The following is a 21,014-nucleotide window of genomic DNA, read 5'->3' on the forward strand; positions in this document are numbered from 1 at the left end:
CTCCGGCATCAACCCTGCGCCAGCCGCGCTTCGGCAGCGTGGCTTGATCGGACCAGGCCAAGCGCCTGCGTACCTCTGCGCCGCTCCCGCGTCAAGGAACGACTCCAACTTATCTACTGCGGAATGCTTCCTTTTGCCGGGCTGTGCGCTCGTGTGAGACTTGGCCCTCGCTTATCTGCAGGCCTTTGCCATGTCCAACATTGCCGTTCGCCTCGCGACAACCATCATCCTGGCGGTCGCCGCCACATCCTCCCATGCACAGGCTGGCCCGGCGTATCCGTCAAAGCCGATCAGCTATATCGTGCCCTATGCACCCGGCGGTACCAACGATAATGTGGCGCGCATCATCAGCAAACGGCTCGCGGAGAAGACCGGGCAGAGCGTGCTGGTCGAGTACAAGCCGGGCGCCGGCGGCACCCTGGGTGCGGGCTATGTTGCCCATGCGCCAGCCGACGGCTACACGTTGCTCAACACGTCGATCGGCAATCTCGCGATTGCGCCGCAACTGGTCAAGACGACCTTCGACCCGTTTGCGGATTTCGTTCCGGTGGCATACATCGGCAACTCACGCGCGACGGTGGCAGTCAATCCAGGCGTGCCTGCCCGGAGCCTGAAGGAACTCATCGCTTATGCCAAGGCCAATCCTGGCAAGCTGACCTACGCCACCTCGGGCAATGGTACCCCTGGGCATATCGCCGGCGAGTTGCTCAAATCGCTCGCAGGCATCGACATGCGCCATGTGCCGTACAAAGGCAGCGCGCCCGCCGTGGCGGATGTGATCGCCGGCCATGTGGACGTAGTGTTCGATCCCCTCAGTACGGCATCCATCAAGGCAGGAAAGCTGCGTGCGCTTGCCTTCTTCGGTAGCGAGACCTCGCCCGAACTGCCAGGGGTGCCGTCGATTGCGCAGGCCGGAATCACCGGCTGGGAGAATGCGTTGGGAGGGTCGTTCTTCGTCTCCGCACCGAAGGACACGCCTGCGAGCGTACTCGCGGCGTTGCGGGGATTGCTCACCGAAATCCTGCGGGAGCCCGCGACTATCCAGGCGCTCGCCCGTGTCGAGGTGGAGGCCCGCTCGCTCACACCGGAGCAGACCAAGGCAGCGATACGCTCGGTCCATGACCTGTCGCATCGCATCATACAAAGCAGCGGTACCCAGCTCTAGCTCCAGGCGCCTTTGGCGCCAGTGCCACACCAATTTGAAGTCTCTGACATGCCCATCACTTCGCCAAAGCCGATCAAACTAGGCCTGTTTCTCCTGGCCGCCGGTCATCACGCCGCCGGCTGGCGTCATCCCGACGCCGAGTCAGGTACGGAGAACATCGATCTGATTATCCGGACCGCCCAGGCAGCAGAGCGAGCCCGGTTCGACATGGTGTTCTTTGGCGACCGCTTGCTGACCACGCCCGAGTCGCACCCGTCGATGATCACGCGGCCGGAGCCGCTGACACTGCTTGCCGCATTGGCGATGGTGACGCGTCACATCGGGCTGGCGGCAACGGCATCCACGACCTATAGCGAGCCATTCAACCTCGCGCGCATGTTTGCCACAGTGGACAAGATATCCAAGGGGCGGGCCGCATGGAATATCGTGACGACCTTCGCCGATGGCTCGGTGAACTTCAGCAGGGAACGGCATCCCGACCATGCCGAGCGGTATGCGATCGCCGACGAGTTCGTCGAGGTGGTAAAGGGATTGTGGCGCTCGTGGGAGCCTGATCCTTATGTGCGCGACAAGCAGGCCGGCGTCTATGTCGACACGGGCAAGATGCACGCGCTGAATCACCGCGGCAGGTTCTTCGAGGTAGCAGGTCCGCTAAACGTGACGCCGAGCCCGCAGGGACATCCGGTGCTGATCCAGGCGGGATCTTCCGGGCCAGGCCAGGCACTCGCCGCTCGCCATGCAGAGGTTGTCTTCACGGCGCAACAGGACCTGGCGGCGGCCCGGCAGTTCTATCGGGAGATAAAGGAGCAGGTGGCGAAACAGGGGCGCGATCCGGCGCACTGCCTGGTGATGCCCGGGTTGATGCCCATTGTCGGACGTACCGAGCAAGATGCTTATGAGAAGCTTGCGGTATTGCAGAATGGCACCGATCAATCCAACGCGACCGCCTTGCTATCGGAGCAACTGGGCCACGATATTTCAGGCTACCCGCTCGATGGACCTTTGCCCGAGCTGCCATCCACCGAATCCATCCAGAGCCGCAGTCAGCTGCTGAAGAAGCTTGCGCGCGACCGTAACCTGACGCTACGGCAGCTCTATCACGTGGTTGCCAGTGCCCGAGGCCACCAGGTCGTCGTGGGCACCGCGGCGCAGATCGCGGAACATATCACCACTTGGGTGGACGAAGGCGCCGCCGATGGGTTCAACATCATGCCCGCGTATTTTCCTGGCGGCCTGGACGACTTTGCCAATGAGGTAATTCCGCTGCTGCAGGCGCAAGGGCGGGCCCGTACCGAATATCAAGGTGGAACCCTGCGGGAGAACCTCGGCTTGCCGCTGCCCTATTGACCGGATGCGCTGCAAACCTCGCCCTTCAGGGAGGGTCGGCGTTGCATGCCACGCTTCTTTGGCCCGGACAGCAACCAGTCGGATATCGTGTCTGCATTGGCGTGCATGGCTTCGGCGCACGGCGGTGCGAGGAGTCGGGCGAACTTGAAACGGTAGGCGTTTGGTGCGGGAATGGAACGATTCTTTTCGCCGAAGCTTATGCGGCGGGCCGGCGAGGGCAGCCGCGCCTGCGCCGCACGCATGGCGGGCACGGGCTCGAGGGGGGCGCCCGGCGCCTGTGCTAGCATGCGCGCTCAGGCATTGACGACCTGCCCGGCCCGGCCGATGTCGGGCACAGCCGCCATCAGCTGTCGCGTATAGGGGTGGGCGGGTGCGGAGAGCACTTCGTCGGCCGCGCCACACTCGACCAGCCGCCCTTGCCGCATCACGCCGACCTGATCGCACATCTGGCGAATCACGGCCAGGTTGTGGCTGATCAGCAGATAGGTCAGCCCGAACTCATCCTGCAGATCGCGCATCAGGTTCAACACCTGGGCTTGCACCGATACATCGAGCGAGGAGGTCGGCTCATCGCAAATCAGAAAGCCCGGCCGGCTGACCAGCGCCCGGGCGATGGCAATCCGTTGCCGCTGCCCGCCGGAGAACTGGTGCGGATAGCGACGTCCATCGTCGGGCGACATCCGTACCAGCCGCAGGGCCTGTGCCACGCGCTCGTCGCGCTCGTCGGCATCCTGGGTAAGGCTCTTTACCTCCAGCGGCTCGGCAATGATCCGGTCGATGCGCCAGCGCGGGTTCAGGCTGGCATACGGGTCCTGGAAAATCATCTGGAAACGACCCGTCAGCGCGATCTCCTTTTCGCGATCCGTGCCACGTTCGATGCCGTCCAGCACGATGGTGCCGGCATCGGGTTGCACGAGGCCGGCAATCATTCGCGCGACCGTCGATTTGCCCGAGCCGGATTCGCCCACCAGGCCGAAGGTCGAGCCACGCGGGATCTCGAAGCCGATCTCGCGCACCGCATGCAGAACGCGGCGCGGCTCGCGTGCCAGGGTGCGCAGCAGCCACCCGGGGGAAAGGTCGTAGGATCGCGACAGCCCCTGGACCGATAGCAGCGGCGCGGCCGCCGGACTGGCGATTGGCGGCATGTCGGAGGGGACCGGTGCCGGCACGTCGGCCACGCCCGCTGCCTGCACCGGGAGCCGCTTCAGCCGCTGGTGCACCGAGGGAATCGCCGCCATCAGCGCCTGCGTATAGGGCGCCTGCGGGCGGGCAAGGATCTCCCGCACCGGACCGGTTTCGAGCACGCGGCCCCGGTACATCACCATTACCCGGTCCGCAGCCTCCGCAATCACACCCATGTCGTGGGTGATCAGCATGGCCGCCGTATTGCGCTCGCGGCATACGCGCCGGAGCATGCCGATCACCTGGTCTTGCACCACCACGTCCAGCGCCGTGGTGGGCTCGTCGGCGATCAGCAGTTCGGGCTCGCCACTCAGCGCCAGGGCAATCGCCACCCGCTGCCGCATGCCGCCGGACAGCCGGTGCGGATACTGGTTGAAGCGGGCGGCGGGGTCCGGTATTTCCACGTCGGCCAGCAGCGCCAGCGCGCGCTGGCGCGCCTGCGCCGCATTCAGCGGCAGATGGGTGCGGATGGTCTCGGTGAGGTGGCGGCCGATCGTGTAGACCGGATTCAGGCTGGTCAGCGGATCCTGGAACACCATCGCTATGTGCTTGCCGCGCAGCCGGCGCATATCCTCGCCGCGCAGCGTGTCGATGCGCTCGCCATGCAGTTCGACCTGGCCTGCCGCCAGCCGGCCGGGTGCTTCGATCAGGCCGGCAACGGCATTGCCGGTCATCGACTTGCCGGCGCCGGACTCGCCGACCACGCCGAGGATTTCTCCGGGCGCGATGTCGAAGGACACGCCGTCAAGCACGCGTACGGTGCCGCGATGGGTGTCGAATTCCACCGAGAGATCGCGAACGCGCAGCAGGGGCGGCCCGGGTTGGGTGGAGGACAGGGGGGTCACCATGCGGGTCATTGCAGTTTCGGGTTGAGTGCGTCGCGAAGCCAATCCCCCACCAGATTGACCGAGAGCGCCAGCGCCAGCAGCACCAGCGCGGGGAAAAACAGGATCCACCACTCTCCGGAGAACAGGAAGCCCTGGCCTACGCGGATCAGCGTGCCGAGAGACGGCTGCGTCGGCGGCAGGCCCACGCCGAGGTAGGACAGCGTGGATTCCGCTACCACGGCCAGTGCAAAGCTGATGGTGCCGATCACCAGTACGGGGGCCAGCAGGTTGGGCAGGATGTGGCGCAACAGGATGCTGCCGCGCGAGCGCCCGCAGACGCGCGCCGCGAGCACGTAGTCCTTGTGCTTCTCCAGCATGACGGCGCCTCGCAGCGTGCGCGCGTATTGCACCCATTCCGAGAGGCCGATGGCCACGATGATCACGTACAAAGCCATCTCGTCGCGGTAGCCGGCCGGAAGAATCCCGCGTGCGATGCCGAAGATCAGCAGCGCCACCAGCAGCACCGGAAACGTCAGCTGCACGTCGGCCAGGCGCATCACCAAGGCATCGAACCAGCCGCCGGCATAGCCGGCCACCAAGCCGAGCACGATCCCGATGACCAGCGACAGCGCCACCGCCGCCGCGCCGACCAGCAGCGACATGCGCAGCCCGTAGAGCAGCGCGGAAAAGATGTCGCGGCCCTGGTCGTCGGTGCCCAGCGGATAGAACGCACCCGAGGCGCCCTGCTGCCAGGGCGGGGTGAAGGCATCGAGCAATTCCAGCGCGGCCGGATCGAACGGATCCTGGCGTGCAAGCCACGGTGCCAGCAGCGCGGCCAGTACCAACAGTGCCAGCAGGGTCACGGCCAGTTGCACGAGGCGCGAGCGCGCGAACGATCGCAGCACCGGGGAATCGGCGTTCCGCCAGCGTCGGCGCGGGGTGGGGGACAGCGTTGAGGTGGAGCGGTTTCTCATCATGTCACGCCCGCCGCAAGCGAGGGTCGACCAACAGGTAGATCAGGTCGACCGTCAGGTTGATGAACACGTAGAGCAACGCGACAGACAGCAGGTAGGCAGCGATCACGGGCACATCCACCGCCTGGATCGACGAGATGAACAGCAGCCCCACGCCCGGCCACTGGAACACCGTTTCGGTGACGATGGCGAAGGCGATCAGCGAACCGACCTGCAGGCCGGTGATGGTGACGACCGGGATCAGCGTATTGCGCAGCGCATGGCCATAGCGGATGCGCCGCTCGGGGAGGCCGCGGGCGCGGGCAAAGCGCACGTAATCCGTGCGCAGCGCCTCCATCATCTCCGCACGCACCAGCCGCATGATCAGCGTCAGCTTGAACAAGCCGAGCGTGGCCACCGGCAGCACCAGCGATGCCCATCCCGAGCGGGTCAGCAGCCCCGTGCTCCAGCCGCCTACGGCTACGGTGTCGCCGCGCCCGAACGCGGGCAGCCAGCGCAGTTCCACCGCGAACAGGTAGATCAGCAGGATGCCGATGAGGAACGTGGGCAGCGATACGCCGACCAGCGAGACCGTCATCCAGGCCCGGCTGAGCCAGCTGTCCCGGTGGATCGCCGTATGCACGCCCAATGCCACACCGCCCAGCACGGCCACGAACGCGGCCACCAGCGCCAGCTCCAGCGTGGCGGGCGCACGTTCCAGGATGAYGTCCGCCACCGGCTGCTTGACCCGGTAGGAGATGCCCAGGTCGCCGCGCAGCACATGGCCGAGGTATCGCGCGTACTGGACCGGTACCGGGCGGTCGAAGCCCAGCTCGGCGATCAGCGCCTGCCGGTCTTCCAGCGAGGCATCCTCACCGAGCAGGCTGACAGTGGGATCGCCGATGTGGCGAAACACCAGGAACGCGATGAACGATACGGCCAGCAGCACCAGCAACGATTGCCCGAGCCTGCGCAGAAGGTGGACTAGCATCGGCGTGGACCGGTAAAGGTAGCGGCCTTCATCTGGCGAGCTTGAACAGCTTGAAGTAGGGCGTGTTCGACGGGTTCACCGGGATATCGAGCTTGCGCACCATGGCATAGGTCTGGATCTGGTCGTGCAGCGGCAGGTAGATCAATTCCTTCTGCACCGTGGTCCAGATGCTCTTGATGGTGGCGTCGCGCGTTTTCCGGTCGCCTTCCGCCGCCAGGGACACGATCTTGCTGTCCAGGTCCGGATCGCTGAACCGCGTGGCATTGGTGGCGCCGCGCGCGTTCTTGCCGCGCGTGTGCACCAGGTAGTCGAAGATGTAGGCCGCGTCATAGGTGGGAACGCCCCAGCCATACAGGTAGAAATCGGTGTCCAGGTTGTTGATCGCGGCACTCTGGATGGCCAGCGGGCGCGACACCACATTGGTCTTCACGCCGATGCGGCCCAGGAAGCCGGCCGTGGCCTGGCAGATCGCCTCGTCGTTCAGGTAGCGGTCGTTGGTGCAGTGGAGCGTGATGGAGAACCCGTTCGGGTAGCCCGCCTCCGCCAGCAGCGCCTTGGCGCGCGCCAGGTCTGGCTTGCCCACGACGTCGAAGGCCTTGTCATAGCCGTGGACGAACGGCGGGGAAATGATGTTGGTCGGCACGGACAGGCCGCGCATGACCGCGGTCTTGATGGCGTTGCGGTCGATGGCGAGCTGGAACGCCTCGCGCACGCGGCGATCCGCCAGCGGGTTGCGGTCCTTGACGTCCGAGTACTTCAGGGGCGCGCTGCCGACGTTCATGCCCAGGAAAATCACGCGGTTTTCTGCCGCCTGGTTGACGCGCAGCTTGGGGTCCGCACGCAGGCGCACGGTGTCCTGGATGGGCAGGTCCTGCACGAAATCGACCTCGCCAGACAGCAATGCGGCCACGCGCGTGGCGGGCGACTTGATCGGCAGGTAGACCAGTTCGTCGATCTCCAGCGGGAACTGGCCGCGGCCCCAGTATTGCGGGAACAGCTTGAGCACGGTGCGCACATCCTGCTCGCGCGAAACCAGCGTGTAGGGGCCCGTGCCATTGACGTGGCGCGTGGCGTAGGTCTCGTCCTTGGCGGAAGCCACCTGCGGTTGTTCCACGTTATGCGCCTTGGCCCATGCGGCGCTGAGGATCTGGATGTTGGTCAGGTTGTCCGGCAACAGCGGGTTGGGGCCGGCGGTCCTGATGCGGATCACGAAGGGCGAGACCTTGGTGACCTCGGTAACGGACACCAGCAGCGACTTCATGTCGGACGTTGCGGACTTGGCGCGCAGGAGCGAGAACACGGCGTCGTCGGCGGTGAACACGCTGCCGTCATGGAACTTCACGCCTTTGCGCAACTGGAATTCCCAAACCGTGGGGTCTTCGGTGCGCTGCCATGAGGTGGCGAGCGTGGGCAGCAGCTTGCCGTCCGCGGTACGGATGATGAGCGGCTCGTAGACCTGATGCAGCAGGTTGTGATTGGGGCCGTTGTTCAGTGCGTGCGGGTCCAGCGTGGAGGCGTCGACGGAGCGTGCCCAACGCACCGTCTCGGCGTGAAGCGCGGGCGCCGCAAGCAGCGTCATGGCAATGCCCGAGGCCAGCAGGGTGGCCAGGGTGACTCGTTTGATCATCGTTTCTCTTCCGTTGTTTATTGTTGTGTTGTGCTGGCGCGCGGGCCTCGCCCCGGCGCGGCGCTCAGGCCGGGGGAAAGCGCGTTGCCAGCAGCGAGAACAGCGCCCGCAATCCCTGCGCTTCGCCGCCGCGCGGACGGCCTGGCCGTTCTTCCTGGTTCCAGGCAAACAGATCTAGGTGTACCCAGGGCGTGCCGTTCGGCACGAAGGCCTCCAGGAACAACGCTGCCGTCAGCGCTCCCGCGAGCGGCGCGGCGCCAGCATTGGCGGTGTCGGCAAAGGTGGACTTCAACATGCCGCGATACGGCTGCCAGAGCGGCAGGCGCCACAGCGGATCCGCCTGCTTGCCGGCTGCGGCCAGCAGTTCCGCGGCAAGCCCGTCGTCGTTACTGAACAGGGCCGGCAGGTCGGGGCCCAGTGCCACCCGGGCGGCGCCGGTCAGCGTGGCGAGGTCGATGGCCAGCGCGGCAGGCTTGTTCCTGTCATGCCGCAACGCATGGTGCAAGGCATCGGCGAGCACCAGGCGGCCTTCGGCGTCGGTGTTCTCGATTTCCACCGTGCTGCCATTGCCGGCCCGCAGGATGTCGCCGGGGCGCAGTGCGCCGGCGCCCACGGCGTTCTCCACCGCCGGCACCACCAGCGTCAGCCGCACCGGCAGCCTGGCCTGCATCACCAGGCGCGCGAGGGCAATGGCATGGGCTGCACCGCCCATGTCCTTCTTCATCCAGCGCATGCCTTGCGCGGGCTTGATGTCCAGGCCGCCCGAATCGAAGCAGACACCCTTGCCGACCAGAACCACGCGCGGCGCGGCAGGGTCGCCCCAGTGCAGCGCGCTCACGCGCGGTGCCTGTTCAGGCGCCGCGGCGCGCCCCACGGCGTGCACCAGCGGAAAGCCGGCGTCCGGAAGCTCGTCACCCACCCATTCCGCGTAGTCCGCATCGTGTTCCAGGGCCAGGGCGCGCACCACGGCCGCCAGTTCGGCCGGGCCGAGCTGGTTGGCTGGCGCATTGACCAGGTTGCGAACCACGCGCACGGCTTCGGCCAGCGGCAGCAGCGCGTCCTGTGCACCTCGTGGCAGCACCAATTGCGCGCCATCGGCCTGCTGTACCGGCTGTTTGTCCCACCCGGGCAGCGCGCCGATGGCCCAGCCCAGCGCTGCCAGCGTGAAGTCGGTGCTGTTCTCTTCGTTCGCGAGGGCATAGCGGCCGGCAGGAAGCTGCCGTGGCAGCGCGGCCAGTTGCCATAGCGGCTGCCCGGCATCGATGCCGACGATGGCGCCGGCCAGGTCGCCGTTCGCATCAGGCAACAGCAGCGTGGTGCCTGGCTCGGCGCCGAAGCGTGTGGCGCGGGCCCAGCGGGCCTGGGCAGGCGGCAGGGAATCGAGCAGTGGTTCGATCTGTTCCGATGTGCACGCGTATAGCGGCAGGGCACCGGCGGCGTCTTCGACAAAAGGGGAAGCGGGCATATCGGATTGGGGCACGCTGGTGCAGTCGGGCACGGCTTGGCGAGATGCCGGAGCCTGCGCAACGATGCATTGGTAGCGGCCGGGAGCGACGAAAAGAGATCTGCTAGGCTACCGCGCCGGCCATGCGCCGCCAACGAAGCTAAACGTGCATCCATATACGCTTCTGCACGTTCGGCGGGATGGCACGGATCGTCGATGCCGATACATAAAGCCGCCCCCATGTATAAAAACCAGTGCAGGGAGGGGCGCTGCCGACATGGGTCCTGGAGCGAAGAGATCGAGGCGCCGACCGTCTGCCGATCCGTAGCCAAGATCTCGCGTCACCCTGACTCCGGCACAGGGCCGCGTCGCCGGGGAGGGCGCGGACAACGCCGCCGTGGCACGGGGCTCCGTAACTCTCCCCGGCGACCGGAGCCCTGGGTCGGCGGGGGACGGCGTCATGGCAATCGCAAACTAAGGCAGATGCTTGCCCGGCAAGGTCGGCTTCACGTAACGCGCGTGCGTTTCGGGCATTCCGGCATCGCGTGCGCGCCTGGCCTTTGCCGATGGCTTCTCCGGCGGATTGCGCCGCGTAAGCCGGCTCTCCGCGCGCGCGTCAAACGCGCCGATATGTACCTGCTCGCCCATGCCCCCTGCCACCTGCTGGGCGGTCGCATTGCTCCCGCCGCTCAATAGCGCCAAAACAGACGCCAGTAGACCCAGTGCCCGGATCTTGCCCATCGATTCTCTCCTCGTGACGCGTCGGCCCCAGCGGCCGCCTGCGCCCGAGAGCATATTGCCAGCACGCGTACGAGGTTGTAATCGTTTGTGAGCACGGGCGGGGACCACGGCGGGCGGCTTTCGACTGCGGCTTCAGCCGGCCGATGCAACACAGCCTGCCTGCAATCCACCCGTGTCCGCTATCGCCGCCGGTAGGTTCCGGGCGTGCTCCGCGTCCATACCTTGAACGCACGATTGAACGCCGTGGCGTCCGCGAAGCCGAGCTGCACGGCAAGCTGGGATACCGGTGTGACAGTGGTGATCAACCGCTCAATGGCGCGCAGGGCCTCTTCGTCGCGCCGCACGGGCGCCTGCAGCGCAGTGGCGTCGAACCATGCGGCGGTGCGCGGCTGGCCAAAGCGGATCGGCGCCGGAAACACCATGGGGTAGATGGCAGCGTAGGCTGGTTCCGGAAAGCTGAAATCGATGCGACGCAGCGGCAGCCGCGACGCGTTCAGCCAGGCCAGCATCTGCCAGAACACCCGGACGAGCATCTCATGCAGAAAGTTCTGCGCACCGATCGCCTTGCGCGCGAAGGACATGCCGAATCCGCAGAGCTCACCATCCTGCACGGCTTCCATGGTCACGTCATGCTGCAGCAGTGTGAACGTGTGCGCGGCACGCCGCAAGGCAACCTGCAAAGAGGGGCACCCCCAGCGTGCTCCGGCCAATCAGCAGGAAGCTGCCGCGCCGGACGGGCAGTGACAGGAAGCCTATGCATTCATCGCCGAGTTTCTCGATCAGCAGCGCGAAGGCCGCAGCGTAGCTGCCTACCGGTATGCGTGGCGCCCCTCCATAATGGAGGGATGCCCGGTGAAGGCGGCTTGCGCACCATACGACGTGGCGCGACGGTCCGACCCGGGACGGTTGCCCGCTTTTTTCCACGTTGGAGCCGCTGCGGCGGTCGCCGGCAAGGTCGGCCCGCCATGCGTTGCACGCCGCCCCGCTCTTGATAAAAGGTACTGCCATGACTGCTCGCCTGCGCGCTTGGATTCCAGTGCTGTCGCTCGCGCTTGCCGCGAATGCATCCGTGGGGGCCGAGCCCGCCACGGATGCGCTCAGCGACACCGAGATCAGCGATGCCTACATCTATCTGCTGGGCCGCCTGCTGGTGACGCGTCAGCAGCAACTCGACTTCCGGGAGGGCTTCCAATGGAACCAGTTCATGCACCGGAAGCCCGGCGCGGTGGACTGGCCCAATCCCAATCTCGACGTGGCCTATTCCGAAGCGTGGCTTGCCGTCGACGACGCGAGCTGCACGGTGGTCGGTGTGCCGCCGGTGAAGAATCGCTACTACACGGTGCAGATCCTGAACGGCTGGGGCGAGACGCTGGCCAATATCAATGAGCGGCTGTTTCCGGCGCGCCCGGCCGGGGATTTCGCAGTGTGCCTGAGGGGCGCGAAGGCGCCGGTTCCGCCCGGCGCGATCCGGATCGATCTGCCGGTCAAGTCCGCGCGCGTGCTGGCGCGCGTGGCGCTGGGCAACGACCCCGATGCCGCGATCGCGCTGCAACGGCAGTTCACGCTGACGCAGACCGGCAAGCCCGCCGTGCCGGCGATTCCTGCCACGCTGATGTTCGAACCGGAGAAACTGCCCGGTGTGGAGGCGTTCGATGCGGCGGCCCTGGCGCTGGACAGCGGCCCCGACTTGAACGCGGGGCTGGAGCCGATGCAGGCGCTCACGCGCCGCGTAGCGGCGGCAGCCGCCGACCCGTCGTCGCGTGCCCGGATCGATCAGGTGATACGGACGCAGGCGCTGCCGGCGTTTGGAAAGGCCGGTACGATCATCGGTCACGGCTCGGTGCATAACGGGTGGGCACGCCCGGGCGTCGTGGGGGAGTACGGCATCGACTACGTGACCCGCGCACTGGTGAACTACGGCGGCATCTGGGCGAATATCAAACCGGAGGTGCTGTACTACCGCGGCGGCAACGATGCCAGCGGCGCGGTTCTGAATGGCGACCACGTCTACACGCTGACCTTCCCCAAGGACGCCCTGCCGTCGCGCTTCGCGAAGTATTTCTGGTCCGTGATCGCGGTGGACAGCGCCCGCTTCCGCGTCTTGCCGAATCCGCAGCAGAAGTACCTGGTCAATGAGCAGTCCGGGCTGAGCTATGGCGCCGATGGCTCGCTGACGCTGTTCTTCGCCGCGGAGAAGCCGGCCAATGCGCCGGCAGGCAACTGGCTGCCGACGCCGCGCGGCACGCAATACCGCCTGACCTTCCGCTACTACGGCCCGCTCGACGGTGTTGCCAACGGCACCTACTATCCGCCGGCGCTCGTCAAGGTCAAATAGCGCACGTGCGAAGCGCGCATCCCACACATCCAGACTGAACACGCGTAAGGACAACCGAGGCGCGTGAAGGGGGACATATGGAAAAGGGAATCGAGCTCGATGGCGCGCTGACCAGGAGGCTCGCGGGCTGGCGTGAGCCCGTTGCTTTCATCGCGATATCCCATGCCTGATTCGCTGTCGAAAATGGCCTGGCGACAAATCGTGTCAGATTTTTCTCTATTTCTCCCGGCAACTCTCTTTTGGACACCGCATCGCTATAGTCGGGCCTGGTGAGCGCTTTGGCGGCGCCAACGACAAGGCAGGAGGAAGAGATGGATGTCACGCCGATTGGTTCACGAGCTGCAACGTCGCGGATAGCACAGCAAGGACGGGCACGACACGAAGCCATCCGCCACCGGGGTATTGCGGAGCTGTTGCTAGGTGTCGTGATGGAATCAACATGCGGTGCAGCGAGCCCGCTCATGCTGACCGTGCATGTCGGCGGGCCATTGCTTGATGGCCGGTTCGACCTCGATGCACGCCTGGTGCATGCGGATGCCCGGCAGCAGCGCTGGCTGGCCGAGCTCAGGCAGGCGGGGATGCTTGTGGGTCGCGCGCACGTTGTGCTGGAGGGCGAGCTACCTTCATCGAGCTATGTGCCATGGCGTAGCGGGATCGGGCCCGCCGCGATAAGGAGTGGCGATGACATTGCGCTGTGCTTGCGGGTAGCGCGACTGGGTGACAGGGATTCACAGTTGCGTGCCGACGGAGAAGCCTTGATTCCACTATGGTCCACCATCCGCTATTTCGGCGACATGGGACAGCCTGCACGGGAGCGGGGATCTCTGACTGTATCGCCAATGTGCGAGCGCCGGCTTGGCGCGCTTGCCCAGTACGAATTCGAAGTGTTCGAGGCCGGGACGCGGGTCGCTACGCTAACCGCCGTCTACGGCCACGAGCATGCCTAGACGCGAGAATCGGTCGGCGCGACCTGCGGTCCTGGCCGCAGCCATTGGTCTTGCCCGGCGCGGGGGGCTTCATGGCTTTTCCATCAGCGATCTCGGTGAAGCGCTCGGGGTGTCCAAGAGTTGCGTCTACCGGCATTTCGAGTCCCGCAACGACATCGTGGCGCAAGCTGTGTTGGCCTATGGGGGGGCGCTTGCAAGCCACGCGACCAGCGCTGCCGCCCGGGCGCCCGCAGGGGTGCGTCGACTGTTAAGCATGCTGGACGTCTGGCTTGGCGAATACGTGCTGCGGGGTGGCTGTCTTATCCTGCGTGCGGGGAGCGAATGCACCAATCGGGCCGAGGACGAAGTCAGCCGCAGCACTGCGCGGGCGGTGACCACGTGGCGTGGTTTGCTTGTGTCGCAACTGAAGGATGCCAGGCGGATTGGCGAGATCGCTCCGGAAGTCGACCCTCAGCGCGTCGTGTTCGAGATCTTCAGTTTTGCCCTGGGTATCCAGCATGACCACCTGTTCCTTGGTGATCCGGTGGCATTCCGGCATGCGGTGCTCAGCAGCATGCTTGGCCGTCATGGCATCCGGATGCCCGGCGAAGCGACATTGCGCATGACCGGTCCGCGTGCCATTGTGCTCAGCTGACCCGCCGGGCTGCCTTGGCGACGGCGGTTCTGCTCATTCCCGCTCGCGCAACGCCAGCAGTTCGCGCTTGGCCGCGGCCAGCACCGCGTCGGATCGCTTCTCGTCGGCCATCACGCGGGACACCACCAGGGCGCCGATCAGCGCGCTGACCGCGAACATTGCCTTGTCGGGATCTTCACCGCCCAGTGCTTCGTCCATCCGGCCGATAAACCGTTCGATGTGGGCCGACATGGCCTCGCGCGCCGGTTCGTCAGCCCGAGCCACATCGCCGGCGAGCGCGGCGATCGCGCAGCCGGTCGTGCGCGAGTCCCGGTGCGTGCGGCTCAGGTAGCTGCGTACCGTCGAGCCGAAGTCTGGCGCCGCCTTGGTGCTCTTCGCTTCGAATGCGGCTTTGCCATCATCCAGCGCGCGCTCCAGCGCTTGTGTCAGCAACGCCGAGCGCGACGCGAAGTGACCATAAAAGCCTCCGTGGGTCAGCTCGGCGCTGCGCATCAGTTTCCCGACGCTGACGGACTCCAGTCCGGCATTCCGGATCTGCTCTGCTGCCTGGCTCAGGATGCGCTCCCTGCTGCGCGCCTTATCCGCCTGGGAGTGGCCCATGATTCATATCCCCGGTTTGTTGTCTTGACATTCTGCATTGTGATGGTCATCCTCCAGAATGACAACCATCATGCAGATTGCGAGCCGCCGCCATGGCAGAATTCGACGCACTCAACGCGGACCTGGACGATTACGAGGTTCCCTTCAAGGGCATCGTCGAGCAGTCGGTCGCCGGCATCTACATCCTGCAGGACGGCCGCTTCCGCTATGTCAACGAGACCTTCGCGCGTATGTGCGGGCTGAGGCGCGAGCGACTGGTCGGCGCCAGGTTGCGCGACGTCGCCCATCCCTCGCAGCGCGTGGCACTGCTGAACCAGTACCAGCGGAGGATCAGGGGATACGCTGCCCCCGAGATGTTCGTCATTCGAAGGACATCGTCGCGAAACCCCGGCTGCTTCGAAATCCACGGCACGCGCGTGATGTTCCACGGGCGCCCGGCCATCGTCGGCGTCGGCATCGACATCACCGAGCGAGAGCGGCAGCGCGCCGAGCTGATCGAGGCCAGCGAGCGCCTGCAGGAACTGGTGGCCAGCGCCAACAGCGTGCGCGAGAACGAGCGCAACCGCGTCGCGCGAGAACTGCACGATGTCATCGGCGGCATGCTGACGGCGATCAAATTCGACCTGTCGCGGCTGTCGCGCGGCATCGAGGCGCTGGACCGCTCGCGCGCGCCGCGCGCAAGGCAGGGCGGGGCGGCGGCGCCAGCGCTAGCCTCGCTGGCGCTCACAGCGGCGCAGACCCTTCAGCTCACGCAGGAAACGATTGAAGCCGTGCGCACGATATCCGAAGGGCTGCGGCCTGGCGCCCTCGACCATCTCGGACTGTGCGACACCCTGTGCCTCGATCTCGGACGCTTTGACAGGCGCTACGGCATTGCCACCCGCTTGCTGACTTCCGGTGCGCCGCGCGCACTGGACCGCTCCCGTGAGATGGGCATCTACCGGATTTTCCAGGAAGCGCTGACCAATGTCGCGCGCCATTCCATGGCCACCGAAGTGACGGTCCGCCTCGACTGGGCGGCGGACCGGCTGGAACTGGAGATTTCGGACAACGGCCTCGGCTTCGACTCCGACCGCACCGCGTCCTGTGGGCATCTTGGCCTGCTGGGCATGCAGGAACGCGCGCGCGAGCTGGACGGCACGCTGGTGCTGGACACCGGCCCCCGCTCCGGCGCGCGCGTGCGGTTGAGCGTGCCGGTTCCGCCTTGCACTGACGAACAAACCAACGAACAAACCGACGAACAAACCAACGAACAAGCAAACGAATACGCCACCAACCCGGCGCATATCGACGGAGAGAGACATGATTCGCCTGCTGCTGATCGACGATCACACCATTTTCCGCCAGGGGCTCAAGCGGCTGCTGGCCGAGCACGATGAGTTTGACGTTGTCGCCGAAGCCGGCGACGCGTCCGAGGCACTTGGCCGCCTGCGCGAGCAGTCGTTCGACGTGGCGCTGCTCGACGTCAACCTGCCGGGGCGCAGCGGCCTGGAGATGCTGCCCTCGCTGCGCGCCGAGCGACCCGCGATGCCGGTGGTGGTGCTGAGCATGTACCCGGCCGAGCAGTACGCGCTGCGTGCCTTCCAGGCCGGGGCGTCGGGCTATGTCACCAAGGACATGGACGCGATGGAGCTGGTCGATTCGATCCGCAACGTGGCCAAGGGCAAGCGCTACATGACGCCCGCCGTGGCCAACTGCCTGCTCGACGGTTTTGGGCGTGTCGCCGACAGCGCGCCGCACCAGCAACTGTCGTCGCGCGAGTACGAGATCATGCTGCTGATCGTGCGCGGCATCCGGCTGACGGAGATCGGGCGTCAGATGTTCCTGAGCGTGAAGACCGTCAGCACCTATCGCTCGCGCGTCCTGAAGAAGCTCGGCGTTGCCAGCAACGCCGAGCTGGCGCGCTATGCCGTCGAGCATCGCCTGATCGACTGATTCCCGAAACCTCCACCACCTTCAGAAAACGCTGACAGCGCGCAGAGCCAGTTCCGACAGCGGGATTCGCGCCTGGCATCCACACTCTCCTTAACGACATGACTCCACCGGAGTCGGAACCGAAGGAGAGAAAGATGGCCACGGACGTGCTGCTGCACCTGGACGACGGCGTGCTGGTCGTGACGATCAGCCGGCCGGCGAAGAAGAACGCGATCACCGCGCAGATGTACCGCGCGCTGGCCGACGCCATCATCGAGGCCGATCGCCGCGATGACGTGCGTGCCGTGCTGCTCCAGGGCGAGGGCGGCAACTTCAGCAGCGGCAATGACATCGGCCTGTTCGTGAACGCACAGGCGTCCGAACACAAGGCGTCGCCCGCTGTCCCTTTCCTGCAGGCGGTCATCGCGCTGCGCAAGCCGATGGTGGCTTGCGTGTGCGGTCACGCGGTCGGCATCGGCGCCACCGTCCTGCTGCATTGCGACTACGTCGTCGCCTCCGACGATGCGCGCATCCGCTTCCCGTTTGTCGATCTCGGCCTGTGCCCGGAATTCGCCTCCACGCTGCTGCTCCAGCAGGTGGTGGGCCGCAACAAGGCCGCCGAATGGCTGCTGCTCGGCGCCACCATCCCCGCCGCCGAAGCGCATCGCGCGGGACTGGTCAATCGCGTCATGCCGCAGCAAGCGGCCGGCGAAGAGGCGCTGCTCGTCGCCAAATGCCTCGCCGCCAAGCCGCGCCAGGCCTTGATGGCGACGCGCGGCCTGGTGCGCGAGGCGACCGAGGCCCTGGTGCAGGACAGCCTCCGGCGGGAGACGGTCACCTTCGACACCCTGCGCCAGTCCCCGGAGGCGCAGGAAATCTTCCGGCGCTTCCTGCAGCGCACGCCGGCCCCGACGCCTGTCCGCGCCTGAGCGGGGCATCCGGACCATTTCCACTTCCAAAAGCCAGTGCCGGGCAAAGCCGCCCGTCAGCAAAGGACCTTCCATGAGCACCCAATACGAAGTCTTCGACGACATCGCGGTCATCACGATCGCCAATCCGCCGGTCAATGGCCTGGGCTACGCCGTGCGCGTGGGCATCATCGCAGGCATCGACCGCGCCGCGGCCGATACCAGCGTCAGGGCCATCGTGCTGACCGGCGCCGGCAAGGCCTTCTCCGGCGGCGCCGACATGCGCGAATTCAATGCGCCGAAGACTGGCGGCGAGCCGGGCCTGAACACGGTGCTGGCGGCGATCGAAAACAGCGCCAAGCCGGTAGTTGCCGCCGTGCACTCGGTGGCAATGGGCGGCGGCCTCGAACTGGCGCTTGCGTGCCACTACCGCGTGGCCGTGCCGAAGGCGCGCATCGCGCTGTCGGAGGTGACCATGGGATTGTTGCCTGGCGCCGGCGGCACGCAGCGGCTGCCGCGGCTGATCGGCCTGGAGGCGGCCACCAACATGATCGTGCACGGCACGTCGATCCCGTCCGAGGCGCTGGCCGACTCCGGGCTGTTCGACCGGTTTGCGCAAGGCGACGTGGTTGCTGCCGCGCTCGCTTTCGCGCGGGAGGTCTCCGCGCGTCCGGGGCCGCATCCGCGCGTGCGCGACCTCGCGGTCCGCCATCCCAATCCCGAGGGCTACCTGGCGGTGGCGCGTGCTGCCATTGCCGCCCGCTACAAGAACCTGCCGGCGCCGTTGCGCTGCCTCGACGCCATCGAGGCAAGCTTCACGCTGCCCTTCGACGAAGGCCTGGCGCTCGAACGCCGCTTCTTTCTCGAACTGATGAATGGCGCCGTGTCGAAGTCGCTGCGCCACGCCTTCTTCTCGGAACGCGCGGCGGCCAAGCTGGCGGACGTGCCGGACTCGGTGGCCGAGCGGACGATCGGCAAGGTGGCCGTCGTCGGCGCCGGGCTGATGGGTAGCGGCATCGCGATGAACTTCCTCGGCGCCGGCCTGCGGGTCGTGCTGCTGGATGTGTCGGAAGAGGCGGTGCAGAAGGGCGCCGCCACCATCCGCCGCAACTACGAGGCGAGCGTAAAGAAGGGCAAGCTGGCCGCGGAGGCCGTCGAAGCGCGCATGGCGCTGCTGCAGCCGACCGTCGACCTGGGCCGGGTCGGCGATTGCGACCTCGTGATCGAGGCGGTCTACGAAGACATGGACGTCAAGCTGCGCACCTTCCGCGCGCTCGATGAAGTGGCCCGCCCCGGCGCGATCCTGGCCACCAATACCTCGACGCTCGACGTCGACCGCATCGCCGCCGAAACCGCTCGCCCGCAGGACGTGGTGGGCCTGCACTTCTTCAGCCCCGCCAACGTGATGCGCCTGCTGGAAGTGGTGCGCGGCGCGCAGACCGCGCCTGATGTGCTGCAGACCGCGATGCGCCTGGCCCGCCGGATCGGCAAGGTGGCGGTGGTGTCCGGCGTGTGCGACGGCTTTATCGGCAACCGCATGCTGGCGAAATACACGCGGCGCGCCGGCGAGCTGCTGGAGCAGGGTGCGCTGCCCGAACAGGTCGACCGCGCCATCGAGGAATTCGGGCTCGCCATGGGGCCGTTCCGGATGGCCGACCTTGCCGGCAACGACATCGGCTGGGCTATCCGCAAGCGCCGCTATGCCGAAGCCCCGTCGCTGCCGCGCTTCGCGCTGGGCGACCAGCTGTGCGAGGCGGGCCATTTTGGCCAGAAGACCGGGGCAGGCTGGTACGACTACGAGGCCGGCCAGCGCAAGGCACTGCCGTCGGCGCGCACGCGCGCCATGCTGGAGGCGTACTGGCAGCAGCACGGCGTGACGCCGAAGCGCTTTAGCAACGAGGAGATCGTCGACCGGCTGATCTACGCGCTGGTGAATGAAGGTGCCGCGATCCTTGAGGAAGGCATCGCCGCGCGCGCATCCGATATCGACGCCGTCTACCTGCACGGCTATGGCTTCCCGGCCTGGCGCGGCGGCCCGATGTTCTACGCCGATACGGTCGGCGTGACCAATGTCCGCCGCACGCTGCGCGCGCTGTCTGCGCAAGACACGAGCTGGACGCCGGCCGCGCTGGTCGATCAGATCGCTGACGAAGGCGGCGCCTTCAACGCCTGAATTCCCCAACCCAACGGAAAACCATCATGAATGAGGCTGTCATCGTTTCGACCGCCCGCACCGGCCTGGCAAAGAGCTGGAAGGGCGCCTTCAACATGACCCATGGCGCCACGCTCGGCGCGCATGCGGTGCGCCATGCGGTGGCTCGCTCGGGCCTGGACCCGGCCGAGTTCGAGGACTGCGTGATCGGCGGGACCTTCGGCGAAGGCACCACCGGCGGCAATATCGCCCGCGCCATTGCCCTGCGAGCGGGCCTGCCGGTGACGACGGGCGGGGTCAGCGTCAACCGTTTCTGTTCGTCCGGCCTGCAGACCATTGCGATGGCCGCGCAGCGCGTGATCCTGGAAGGCGCGCCGGCCATCGTGGCGGGCGGCGTCGAATCGATCTCGTGCGTGCAGAACCAGGCCAACACGCACATGCGGCGCGATCCGTGGCTGGTCGAGCACAAGCCGGAGTTGTACTGGAACATGCTGCAGACCGCCGAGCAGGTCGCCAAGCGCTACGGCATCAGCAAGGAGGCGCAGGACGCCTACGGCGCGCGCAGCCAGCAGCGCGCCGCGGCGGCGCAGGCCGCCGGCAGGTTCGACCACGAGATCGTGCCGATGACGACCACCATGGGCGTGGTCGACGCAGGCGGCCGTGTCACCACCCGCGAAGTCACGATCTCGCACGATGAAGGCATCCGCGCCGATACCACGCTGGAGGCGGTGTCGCGCATCCGTCCCGCGCTGCCGGGTGGCGTCGTCACGGCGGGCAATGCGAGCCAGTTCTCCGACGGCGCGTCGGCCTGCGTGGTGATGAACGCAAGGCTGGCGCAGCAGCGGGGCATCGAGCCGCTGGGCCTGTTCCGCGGCTTCGCGGTCGCCGGCTGCGAGCCGGACGAGATGGGCATCGGTCCTGTCTTTGCCGTACCGCGCCTGCTGGAGCGCGCCGGCGTGAAACTGGAAGACATCGACCTGTGGGAGCTGAACGAGGCGTTCGCCTGCCAGGTGCTCTATTGCCGCGACAAGCTCGGCATTCCTGATGAGCGTCTCAATGTCAACGGCGGCGCGATCGCGGTCGGCCATCCCTATGGCGTCAGCGGTTCACGGCTGACGGGCCATGCGCTGATCGAGGGCAAGCGCCGCGGCGCGAAGTATGTCGTGGTGACCATGTGTATTGGCGGCGGGCAGGGTGCCGCCGGTTTGTTCGAAGTGCTCTGACGAAATCCATCCATCAACAAGGAG

18 protein-coding genes are annotated in these 21,014 nt (G+C 66.5%); 10 read left to right on the forward strand and 8 right to left on the reverse strand.

Annotated elements, in window-relative coordinates; translation table 11 throughout:
- Positions 1 to 190 precede the first annotated feature (190 nt).
- Entirely contained in the window at positions 191 to 1,165 is a 975-nt protein-coding gene (locus AB4Z48_RS00665) for a Bug family tripartite tricarboxylate transporter substrate binding protein (protein ID WP_441611895.1), read from the forward strand.
- A gap of 48 nt (positions 1,166 to 1,213) precedes the next feature.
- Positions 1,214 to 2,512: an LLM class flavin-dependent oxidoreductase gene (locus AB4Z48_RS00670; protein WP_441611896.1), complete on the forward strand. Its 1,299-nt coding sequence runs from the start codon at positions 1,214 to 1,216 to the stop codon at positions 2,510 to 2,512.
- Between the two features lie 293 nt (positions 2,513 to 2,805).
- Here AB4Z48_RS00670 and AB4Z48_RS00675 read toward each other — a convergent pair whose 3' ends face one another.
- The 7 genes from AB4Z48_RS00675 to AB4Z48_RS00705 form a co-directional block, all read right to left on the reverse strand.
- Positions 2,806 to 4,542, reverse strand: a complete 1,737-nt coding sequence (locus AB4Z48_RS00675; RefSeq protein ID WP_441612261.1) for a dipeptide ABC transporter ATP-binding protein — start codon at positions 4,540 to 4,542, stop codon at positions 2,806 to 2,808.
- Between the two features lie 5 nt (positions 4,543 to 4,547).
- Entirely contained in the window at positions 4,548 to 5,495 is a 948-nt protein-coding gene (locus AB4Z48_RS00680; protein ID WP_441612262.1) for an ABC transporter permease, read from the reverse strand.
- 4 nt (positions 5,496 to 5,499) lie between these two features.
- Positions 5,500 to 6,465, reverse strand: coding sequence for an ABC transporter permease (locus AB4Z48_RS00685; RefSeq protein ID WP_441611897.1), 966 nt, complete (start codon positions 6,463 to 6,465; stop codon positions 5,500 to 5,502).
- Between the two features lie 28 nt (positions 6,466 to 6,493).
- On the reverse strand, positions 6,494 to 8,092 hold the full coding sequence (locus AB4Z48_RS00690; RefSeq protein ID WP_441611898.1) for an ABC transporter substrate-binding protein: 1,599 nt from the start codon (positions 8,090 to 8,092) through the stop codon (positions 6,494 to 6,496).
- A 64-nt stretch (positions 8,093 to 8,156) separates the two neighbouring features.
- On the reverse strand, positions 8,157 to 9,557 hold the full coding sequence (locus AB4Z48_RS00695; RefSeq protein WP_441611899.1) for a leucyl aminopeptidase family protein: 1,401 nt from the start codon (positions 9,555 to 9,557) through the stop codon (positions 8,157 to 8,159).
- A gap of 453 nt (positions 9,558 to 10,010) precedes the next feature.
- Positions 10,011 to 10,277: a hypothetical protein gene (locus AB4Z48_RS00700; protein ID WP_441611900.1), complete on the reverse strand. Its 267-nt coding sequence runs from the start codon at positions 10,275 to 10,277 to the stop codon at positions 10,011 to 10,013.
- Positions 10,278 to 10,456: 179 nt separating this feature from the next.
- Complete coding sequence (locus AB4Z48_RS00705) at positions 10,457 to 10,987, reverse strand: AraC family transcriptional regulator ligand-binding domain-containing protein (protein WP_441611901.1); 531 nt, start codon at positions 10,985 to 10,987, stop codon at positions 10,457 to 10,459.
- 260 nt (positions 10,988 to 11,247) lie between these two features.
- Between AB4Z48_RS00705 and AB4Z48_RS00710 the strand changes: the two genes are divergently transcribed.
- From AB4Z48_RS00710 to AB4Z48_RS00720, 3 genes are all read left to right on the forward strand, one after another.
- Complete coding sequence (locus AB4Z48_RS00710) at positions 11,248 to 12,612, forward strand: DUF1214 domain-containing protein (protein ID WP_441611902.1); 1,365 nt, start codon at positions 11,248 to 11,250, stop codon at positions 12,610 to 12,612.
- Between the two features lie 461 nt (positions 12,613 to 13,073).
- Positions 13,074 to 13,559: a hypothetical protein gene (locus tag AB4Z48_RS00715; RefSeq protein ID WP_441611903.1), complete on the forward strand. Its 486-nt coding sequence runs from the start codon at positions 13,074 to 13,076 to the stop codon at positions 13,557 to 13,559.
- Positions 13,552 to 14,193, forward strand: coding sequence for a TetR/AcrR family transcriptional regulator (locus AB4Z48_RS00720; protein WP_441611904.1), 642 nt, complete (start codon positions 13,552 to 13,554; stop codon positions 14,191 to 14,193). The genes AB4Z48_RS00715 and AB4Z48_RS00720 overlap by 8 nt, the downstream gene beginning before the upstream one ends.
- A 33-nt stretch (positions 14,194 to 14,226) precedes the next feature.
- On the opposite strand, the gene AB4Z48_RS00725 is transcribed toward AB4Z48_RS00720, so the two are convergent.
- Positions 14,227 to 14,793 carry a TetR/AcrR family transcriptional regulator gene (locus AB4Z48_RS00725; protein ID WP_441611905.1) on the reverse strand — a complete coding sequence of 189 codons (567 nt, stop codon included), beginning with the start codon at positions 14,791 to 14,793 and terminating at the stop codon, positions 14,227 to 14,229.
- Between the two features lie 92 nt (positions 14,794 to 14,885).
- Between AB4Z48_RS00725 and AB4Z48_RS00730 the strand changes: the two genes are divergently transcribed.
- From AB4Z48_RS00730 to AB4Z48_RS00750, 5 genes are all read left to right on the forward strand, one after another.
- Positions 14,886 to 16,172, forward strand: a complete 1,287-nt coding sequence (locus tag AB4Z48_RS00730; protein WP_441611906.1) for a PAS domain-containing sensor histidine kinase — start codon at positions 14,886 to 14,888, stop codon at positions 16,170 to 16,172.
- A complete protein-coding gene (locus tag AB4Z48_RS00735) occupies positions 16,096 to 16,728 on the forward strand; it encodes a response regulator (protein ID WP_441611907.1) in 633 nt (210 codons plus the stop codon). Before AB4Z48_RS00730 ends, AB4Z48_RS00735 begins: the two co-directional genes overlap by 77 nt.
- A gap of 146 nt (positions 16,729 to 16,874) precedes the next feature.
- Positions 16,875 to 17,636: an enoyl-CoA hydratase-related protein gene (locus AB4Z48_RS00740; protein WP_441611908.1), complete on the forward strand. Its 762-nt coding sequence runs from the start codon at positions 16,875 to 16,877 to the stop codon at positions 17,634 to 17,636.
- A gap of 73 nt (positions 17,637 to 17,709) precedes the next feature.
- Positions 17,710 to 19,788, forward strand: coding sequence for a 3-hydroxyacyl-CoA dehydrogenase NAD-binding domain-containing protein (locus AB4Z48_RS00745; RefSeq protein WP_441611909.1), 2,079 nt, complete (start codon positions 17,710 to 17,712; stop codon positions 19,786 to 19,788).
- 26 nt (positions 19,789 to 19,814) lie between these two features.
- The gene (locus AB4Z48_RS00750; protein ID WP_441611910.1) at positions 19,815 to 20,990 is read left to right on the forward strand and encodes an acetyl-CoA C-acyltransferase; all 1,176 of its coding nucleotides are present in this window, start codon (positions 19,815 to 19,817) and stop codon (positions 20,988 to 20,990) included.
- Positions 20,991 to 21,014 lie beyond the last annotated feature (24 nt).

Origin of the sequence: Cupriavidus sp. 2TAF22, assembly GCF_052115045.1 — a bacterium.
In the GTDB taxonomy this organism is placed as follows: Bacteria; Pseudomonadota; Gammaproteobacteria; order Burkholderiales; family Burkholderiaceae; genus Cupriavidus.

Excerpts from the sequence above, each read along its gene's own strand:
- AB4Z48_RS00675 (WP_441612261.1), bottom strand. The coding sequence starts at position 4,542 with ATGGTGACCCCCCTGTCCTCCACCCAACCCGGGCCGCCCCTGCTGCGC.
- AB4Z48_RS00695 (WP_441611899.1), bottom strand. The coding sequence starts at position 9,557 with ATGCCCGCTTCCCCTTTTGTCGAAGACGCCGCCGGTGCCCTGCCGCTA.
- AB4Z48_RS00725 (WP_441611905.1), bottom strand. The coding sequence starts at position 14,793 with ATGGGCCACTCCCAGGCGGATAAGGCGCGCAGCAGGGAGCGCATCCTG.
- AB4Z48_RS00730 (WP_441611906.1), top strand. The coding sequence starts at position 14,886 with ATGGCAGAATTCGACGCACTCAACGCGGACCTGGACGATTACGAGGTT.
- AB4Z48_RS00750 (WP_441611910.1), top strand. The coding sequence starts at position 19,815 with ATGAATGAGGCTGTCATCGTTTCGACCGCCCGCACCGGCCTGGCAAAG.
- AB4Z48_RS00735 (WP_441611907.1), top strand. The coding sequence starts at position 16,096 with ATGATTCGCCTGCTGCTGATCGACGATCACACCATTTTCCGCCAGGGG.
- AB4Z48_RS00665 (WP_441611895.1), top strand. The coding sequence starts at position 191 with ATGTCCAACATTGCCGTTCGCCTCGCGACAACCATCATCCTGGCGGTC.
- AB4Z48_RS00690 (WP_441611898.1), bottom strand. The coding sequence starts at position 8,092 with ATGATCAAACGAGTCACCCTGGCCACCCTGCTGGCCTCGGGCATTGCC.
- AB4Z48_RS00715 (WP_441611903.1), top strand. The coding sequence starts at position 13,074 with ATGCTGACCGTGCATGTCGGCGGGCCATTGCTTGATGGCCGGTTCGAC.
- AB4Z48_RS00670 (WP_441611896.1), top strand. The coding sequence starts at position 1,214 with ATGCCCATCACTTCGCCAAAGCCGATCAAACTAGGCCTGTTTCTCCTG.
- AB4Z48_RS00720 (WP_441611904.1), top strand. The coding sequence starts at position 13,552 with ATGCCTAGACGCGAGAATCGGTCGGCGCGACCTGCGGTCCTGGCCGCA.
- AB4Z48_RS00745 (WP_441611909.1), top strand. The coding sequence starts at position 17,710 with ATGAGCACCCAATACGAAGTCTTCGACGACATCGCGGTCATCACGATC.
- AB4Z48_RS00700 (WP_441611900.1), bottom strand. The coding sequence starts at position 10,277 with ATGGGCAAGATCCGGGCACTGGGTCTACTGGCGTCTGTTTTGGCGCTA.
- AB4Z48_RS00680 (WP_441612262.1), bottom strand. The coding sequence starts at position 5,495 with ATGAGAAACCGCTCCACCTCAACGCTGTCCCCCACCCCGCGCCGACGC.